Source organism: Streptococcus sp. HMSC064H09, from assembly GCF_001812625.1.
GTDB lineage: Bacteria > Bacillota > Bacilli > Lactobacillales > Streptococcaceae > Streptococcus.
On record NZ_KV809610.1, the window covers coordinates 1 to 7,282 of the forward strand.

The window sequence follows — 7,282 nt, forward strand, 5'->3', positions numbered from 1 at the left end:
AACAAAAAACTCACCTGTAGGTGGGTTTTTGTTTTCTGGATACTAAAAACGACTCCAATCAGAGTCGTTTGTTGCTTTAATTCACCGTTACTTTTCCTGAATAATAATCTAGGGTAATCCCTTCTTGTACATTTGGAACAAAGACATTGAACTCAAGTGAGCCATCAGCTGACTTGGCTTCAAGATGTGATCCTGATGGAATGAGGTTATCTCCTTCATAAATAAGGGTAACGCGATAACGGACACGTTTGTTTTTATCCTGAGCTTTTCGTACCAGGCTTTCATAATAGTTTTGTCCCGTAGAACTTTCGCTATTAGCTTGGTTAGCCCAAGCAGTTTGAACGGCAATATTTTTTGGATTTGAAGTCGAGGCATCAAATCCTTTGAGACCACCTACAAGTGCATAGCCCAACAAATGACCTCTATCTACGGCATGGCTATACTCTCCTGAAAGATTGTGAACTTGATGCCATCCCGCAGGTGTCCAAGAGGTTGAGCCATTCCCTGTTTCTTGACGATTTTTGTACTGTCTGGTTGCTTTACTTAATAAGGCATTCGCAACTGTAGGAACCGTTTGTCCTTGAACCGTTTTGACTTGGTTATTGGCATAGGGTTGGCTAGAAACCTTAGCATTTAGATTAGTCTTATTACCATTAACAATATAAGCCCCTGCCCCATTCCATTCTAAGGAGTTTCCTAGTTGACTCTTGACGGAGCTAGTCATCACTGACTCAGCAAGCTGCTCTTGTGGCGTAGCCTTTCCATTTGTTGAACCGTTTGATTTGACGGAGTTATTGGATTTTCCCGAGACTAGACTAGCTACCTGCTTGATTGGATTATTAGGCGATAGCTTATTGCTCGTCCCAATGTAACCTAAAACTGCAATCAAGACCGTTATTAGTAACGAGACTAGCTGACGTTTCTGTTTATTTGTTAAAGATGTCTTTCTTTTTGCCATTGTTCTCTTTCTTTTATATGAATGTCATGACTAAAGGAGCGGGATTACTTCCCACTCCCTTTTATTTTCCTGTAAATTTAGCAACAATTGCTTGCCAGGTTTCTGGTTTTAAGATGCTTATAGGATCCTTGCCCTCTCCTAAAACAGCATAGCCAATCATCAATCCGATTGCTAGAAAAGCAAGGCCAATCACACACACACTCAAAACAAGTAATAATTGACGAAAAACATAGCCTTTACCAGTTTCCATACTAAGCCTCACTTACACGTGAAATATTTGCTCCTAGTTTAGCTAGTTTCTCATGGAATTGATAGTAACCACGATCCAAGTGTGTCAATTTACCAACAGTAGTTGTTCCTTCAGCCACCATCCCTGTAAGAATTAGTGCTGCCGAAGCTCGAAGGTCAGTAGACATAACTTGAGCACCTTGAAGTGGCAAACCACCGTGAATCATAGCCGTATCACGAAGGATTTCTGAATGAAGTCCCATACGACGCATTTCTTCTAAGTGTTGGAAGCGATTCTCAAAAACTGTCTCAATCATGGTTGATTCCCCGTTTACCACTGCCATAAGTGCTGTAAATTGAGCTTGCATGTCAGTTGGGAAACCTGGGTGAGGTAGAGTTTTAACGGTTACTGGTTTCAATTGTGAAACATCAGATTTAACACGAATACCGCCGTCTTCTTCCTTAACATAGACACCCATTTCCAATAATTTTGAAATCAAAGGACGGTTATGTTCCCAAATAGCATCTTTGATAAGGACATCACCAGAAGTCATGGCTGCTGCTACCATAAAGGTACCTGCTTCAATACGGTCCTGAACAACCGCATGTTTAGTACCATGGAGAGCTTTAACACCTTTAATCACGAGTGTTTCAGTTCCAGCACCTTTGACATCTGCTCCCATCTCGTTAAGAAGAAGGGCCAAGTCAACGATTTCTGGTTCACGCGCAGCATTTTCAATGGTTGTAACTCCATCAGCCAAAGTCGCTGCCATCATAAGGTTTTGAGTGGCACCGACAGATGGAAAGTCCATATAAATAGTTGCACCTTTTAGTTTTTCTGCTGTCGCAGTGATGTCACCGCCAACTTGGGTAATTTTAGCACCCATTGCTTCTAAACCTTTGAGGTGGAGGTCAATCGGACGGCTACCAATCGTACAACCACCAGGCATTGAAACCTTCGCGTGGCCATTGCGGGCAAGAATTGGTCCAAGTACTACGATAGACGCACGCATCTTGCTCACATACTCATATGGCGCCTGATCAAGAATTTCTCCACTAGCATCAACGACAACGGTATTGTTTTCCTCGTCAAAGTCTACAGCAATATCTAAACCACGAACAACATTATTCATCGTGTAAACATCTGACAAGATTGGAACATTAGTTAAGGTTGTTTGACCTTCCGAGGCCAAGATAGTCGCTGCCAACAAGGGGAGGACAGCGTTTTTCGCACCTTCAATGACAACCTCACCACTTAATCGAGTGTTGCCACCCTGCACAATAATTTTATCCATAAGGATTCCTTTCAAGGGTCATTTTCATCTTTTTGTATTATATCAAAAGTCTTTTAAAATCACTAATTTAAGATATTGAGCTTGCTAACGATTGACATAGCGTTAAAACATATGTAAAGAATGAACTTACTAGAAAACCAATGGCAATACTAATAAAAAGCAAGAATAATCTCAATTTCCCAGTGTTAACAATAACATTCTTGGTTATTTTTTCCCAATCAAAAAGCGTATTCACCATCTGATAAGTTAAACCAATAAAAACCAAGTGGCTCGCTAGAGGAACCATATCATTTAAAATAGTCATCAAACTATTATATCATAGAAGACTTACATAAAACATAAGAAGAATCATTAAAAATACGATTTTTTACATTTGATTTCTTTATTAGTTTTCACCATTAAGAGCCATTGTTAACCAACTTAAGAACCTTTCAAAATGAGATTTTCCGTGTTCATTCGAGATTGAAATTTAATTTATTTTCAATCATTAGTCATAAGAAAAAATCTTCCCTAATGCTACTGTTTCCAAATAACAGGTTTAGGGAAGATTTTGAGTCATTAGTTAACTATTACTTAGAAGAATTCCATGGCTACTAAAGTAATAATCGCAGAATCATAATAATTCTTAACAGGAAGATCCTGCATAAAGACAATCTTATTCTGCTGAACTAATTTCAAGTACTTTTGATCCTTCTCAGCCGCAAAAGCAATTGGTGCTTTAAAACTTGCAGCTTGGTGGTCGTCTAAAAACTTACCAGACAAATTGTAATTTGAAAAGACATTTTTCTGAGTCATAAAGAAATCCAACATCTTATTAAGGACTTTCTGACTCTTTTCATCGTTACTCTGAGTAAGATTGTATGGAAGACGACAAGCATTATAAGAATACGTTGAATCAAACTGATTTGAGATGGTGTAAGGCTTAACCACACGAGCCCCTGATTCATCCACCCAGATAAAGTCTGGAATTAATCCAGTCTTAGTTTTAGAACTAATCGTTTCAAGACTACTTAACATCTTGTTATTAATATCCAACCATTTTTTATCTTTTGTAACTTCATAAAAAGCTTGGAACTGCTTAGGTACAGTATCTGAAGTTCTCATAAGATTATAATATTTGGAATCTTTGTTCGCCCAGTTCCCAACAGTCAAAATTCCAATATTTTCATTATAGTTATACTTGAGAATATCCTGCAAGAGGGCCTTGGCCTGTGTTTGATACTCATCTTTATGGCTTGGCCATTGTTTTGAGGCTTCAATCAAGGCATAGGCAATATAAAGGTCCCCGTCAGTTGCATTGTGATCATCAACATTTTTAGCACTTTTTTGAACAATTTGTTCCCAAGACATCAATTGATTGCCTTCAATACGATGTGACAAATAATACTTGTAGAGTCTTTCAAAATCTTTTTGATTAGCTAAACCTTTCTTAGCTGCTCGCACGGTGATTAGCATTCCGTAACTTTGTGACTCGGAAAGAACAACATCTTTGTCTTTGTCATTAGTAGTTTTGACATATGCTTCGTTGCCTTTTTTGACTACGAAGTGTTTTTCCCATTTTTGATAAATTCTATCTTGAATATCAGTTTTCGTTTTCATTCTTATGGTAAACATTGAAAAAACAAATAAGCCAAGGATAACTACAAACCATAAATATTTAAAATATTTTGTTTTCATACATACTCCTATTCTGCAAAACGCTTAGTTTTAACCCATGTTGTTCCTTCACGATGAAGAATTTTATCCATGATAATAGACCACAACGAATCTAAAGAAACAATAATGAATAACTGTGCGTAACTAAAATAAGAGAGAATCGCTAACCAAATTTGTTTGCTGGTTGCTTGTCCAAATTGTGAAGCTAGGGCAACATTGATTTGCAATAAATATAATCCAATCATCAAGAGCCAGTTAAACAACATTAATTGAGCAATGTAAATATTACTTGCATCAAAGGCAAACGGAATCTGCACGGTTGGGAAAAAGATATGTAAAACAATGGCTAAGACATTAGCAAAGAAGATTAAATCAGATAAGACAATTGCACCATTAAACCAGAAGAAAATACAAGAGTAATTCGCTACTTCTAGTTTTACACGCCAATTTCCTTTACCGAACAAATGTTTAAAATTCGAGATAACAACTTCGTAATTACCTTTTGCCCAACGCTTACGTTGCATATAATAACTTTTAAGCGTTTCAGGTTCTTGTTGGAAGGCTTCAGAATTATATGCCAGGGCAATTAATTTACCACTTTGCATAATCTTGAAGGAAATATCGGTATCTTCGGTCAAGGCACCATTTCGCCAACCACCAATACTTTTAACGAATTCAGTTTGAATAATGAAGTTCGTTCCTGGAATACGACCAATTTTAAATAAATGCCACATTCCAACGTGGTGAACACGTTGCGTGACAACAATCTCTTGATTGATACAACGTGTTAAGAAATTTTGTTTTGCATTTCTTGTTTTATTACGGCCAAAGGACGCCACTCTTCGTTCTGGATCCTTCATCACTTCTTTAACTAAGAAGTAAAGTGCATTAGTTTCAGGCATGGCATCCGCATCATAAATACAGATATATTCTCCATCAGCCATTTTAAGGGCATCGTTCAGAACACCTGCTTTACCACCAGTACCTTTACGATTAATAATGGTAATATTACGTCCAGCATACTCTGGCAAGGCTTGAACAGCTAAACACTCTTGGTAAGTATTATCTGAACAGTTATCCGCAAACAAAAGTAGCTCTACCTTGTCATGAGGATAATTCATATTCAAGATAGCTTTAGCCGTTTGAGAGATAACAACATCTTCATTATGGGCTGGAACTACAATCGTAACCTTAGGATAATAAGGAAGTTCCTCCTTATCAACCTTAAAATCACTATGTTTCAACCAAAAATGAACAGCTGATACCAGAATAACAACACCCCAAATTAAGGAAATCCAGATGGATATTAGGGTGAAAATCATTAAAAACTGACTAACCATGTTTCACCGCCTTGAAATTATGAGAAACACGTTCATATATTACTGTATAAACAGTAAACAAAACAATGAAAGCAATCGCAAAAATAAGGCTAATACATAAAGCAAATACAAAAAACAAGTTTGTGATAGTCATAACTTCCCCCTAATACTCAACAATAATATCCGTTTCTAACTGACGGTTTAAATTACTCATTAATTCACTATAGTTATCAAATTTTTTGGAATTCTTTTTATCAATGACAAGAAAACCTGATTGAAATTGAATACCTTGATAACTACTTCCCCTAGTGAATGTCATTTCTTTTAGATGTTCTTCAAGACTAGTTTTATAAATCTTTTCTAAGTTTCTAGATTCATTTTTTGAGAGGATTAAGTAGCTCCCCTCAGAAACATAAAAGACTTGCTCAAAGCGATCCAGCTTATCTGAAATCTGATGATAGATACTAGTAAGCAAATGGTTATATTCACGAGGACTCAATTCAAAGAATTGTTCTTCATGAGACCAATGTATCAAAAGTGCTTGAACAGGTTTTTTATCCTCTAATAAATCACGATAAGCGTTACTAGCCTTGACTTCTTCAATCTGAACAGATGAAATAAATTTATAGAAGTAATACTTAATCTTTGAAAGTATCCCCATTAACAAAGGAAAACTGAATATAAGAACTAATGTATCATTCAGTGGAAGATAGACAACACCACTAACCAATACAAAGATACTTAAAGCAAAACTTAAAATGATTAGCCAAGTAATCAGAATCTCTGTTAAGAAACATACTGCAGCAATACCTAAAATCAGAAAGAAAGCTTCAAACATGAATAAATTAGGATTGACTTGATTACAGTAGAGAAATAGTAATGCTTCAAAGAAAATCAAACATAAAATCCAATACCAGATTTTTTTATCTCTTTTCACACTCAATTTCCTCCTTCGTGAAACTCTGATACAGAATCTTCCAAATTAAAGTACACTTTAATCGCTTGAACAATTCTCTCAGATGCTTTACCATCACCATAAGGATTAGGAGCTTCAGACATTTCTTTATAAAGAGCTTCTTCAGTTAAAAGTGAAGTCATTGCTTCTTTCACCTTGTCTGGATCAGTTCCGACAAGTTTCAATGTTCCTGCTTTAACACCTTCTGGACGCTCTGTTGTATCTCGTAATACTAAAACAGGTTTTCCAAGTGATGGAGCTTCTTCTTGAACACCACCAGAATCCGACATAATAAAGTAACTTCTAGAAGCTAAATTATGAAAATCAAAGACATCTAAAGGTGCGATAAGATGAATTCTATCATGATCACCTAAAATTTCTTTTGCTACAGCTTGTACAGAAGGGCTCAAATGAACAGGGTAAACCACTTCAATTTCAGAATGCTCATCTACCATATGACGAAGAGTTTTAAATACTCGACGCATTGGCTCACCTTGATTCTCTCTTCGGTGCATTGTTACTAAGATAATTTTTTTATTCTCATCGATTTTATCGAGAACTTCATGATAATAATTATCTTTAACTGTAAGTTTTAAGGCATCAATCGCTGTGTTACCAGTGACATAAATTGCCTCTTTTTTATGATTTTCCGACAATAAGTTTGCTTTACTTTCTTGAGTAGGTGCAAAATACAAATCAGAAAGGCTGTCAGTCATCTGACGATTCATTTCCTCTGGATATGGTGAATATTTATCATAAGTTCTAAGCCCAGCCTCAACGTGACCGATACTTACTTTATTGTAAAATGCAACCAAGCCAGCAGCAAATGTTGTTGTTGTATCACCATGAACCAAAACCAAATCAGGTTGTT

Annotated in this window: 8 protein-coding genes; all 8 read right to left on the reverse strand. The window is 36.4% G+C overall.

Annotated features, from left to right (window positions below; genetic code table 11):
- Positions 1-76: 76 nt before the first annotated feature.
- The gene (locus HMPREF2867_RS08410) at positions 77-958 is read right to left on the reverse strand and encodes a DNA/RNA non-specific endonuclease (RefSeq protein WP_070577064.1); all 882 of its coding nucleotides are present in this window, start codon (positions 956-958) and stop codon (positions 77-79) included.
- A 61-nt stretch (positions 959-1,019) separates the two neighbouring features.
- Positions 1,020-1,208 carry a DNA-directed RNA polymerase subunit beta gene (locus HMPREF2867_RS08415; RefSeq protein ID WP_003097027.1) on the reverse strand — a complete coding sequence of 63 codons (189 nt, stop codon included), beginning with the start codon at positions 1,206-1,208 and terminating at the stop codon, positions 1,020-1,022.
- Position 1,209: 1 nt separating this feature from the next.
- Positions 1,210-2,481, reverse strand: a complete 1,272-nt coding sequence (gene murA / locus HMPREF2867_RS08420) for a UDP-N-acetylglucosamine 1-carboxyvinyltransferase (RefSeq protein WP_004182615.1) — start codon at positions 2,479-2,481, stop codon at positions 1,210-1,212.
- 67 nt (positions 2,482-2,548) lie between these two features.
- A complete protein-coding gene (locus HMPREF2867_RS11055) occupies positions 2,549-2,785 on the reverse strand; it encodes a DUF1146 family protein (RefSeq protein ID WP_083306764.1) in 237 nt (78 codons plus the stop codon).
- A 269-nt stretch (positions 2,786-3,054) separates the two neighbouring features.
- On the reverse strand, positions 3,055-4,158 hold the full coding sequence (locus HMPREF2867_RS08425; RefSeq protein WP_004182617.1) for a family 8 glycosyl hydrolase: 1,104 nt from the start codon (positions 4,156-4,158) through the stop codon (positions 3,055-3,057).
- Between the two features lie 8 nt (positions 4,159-4,166).
- Positions 4,167-5,477 (reverse strand): glycosyltransferase family 2 protein, encoded by a 1,311-nt coding sequence (locus HMPREF2867_RS08430; protein ID WP_004182618.1) that lies wholly within the window; start codon positions 5,475-5,477, stop codon positions 4,167-4,169.
- 142 nt (positions 5,478-5,619) lie between these two features.
- Positions 5,620-6,393, reverse strand: a complete 774-nt coding sequence (locus HMPREF2867_RS08435) for a hypothetical protein (protein ID WP_070577066.1) — start codon at positions 6,391-6,393, stop codon at positions 5,620-5,622.
- Between the two features lie 2 nt (positions 6,394-6,395).
- A partial coding sequence (gene wecB / locus HMPREF2867_RS08440) for a non-hydrolyzing UDP-N-acetylglucosamine 2-epimerase (RefSeq protein ID WP_070577068.1) occupies positions 6,396-7,282 on the reverse strand: 887 nt, incomplete at its 5' end.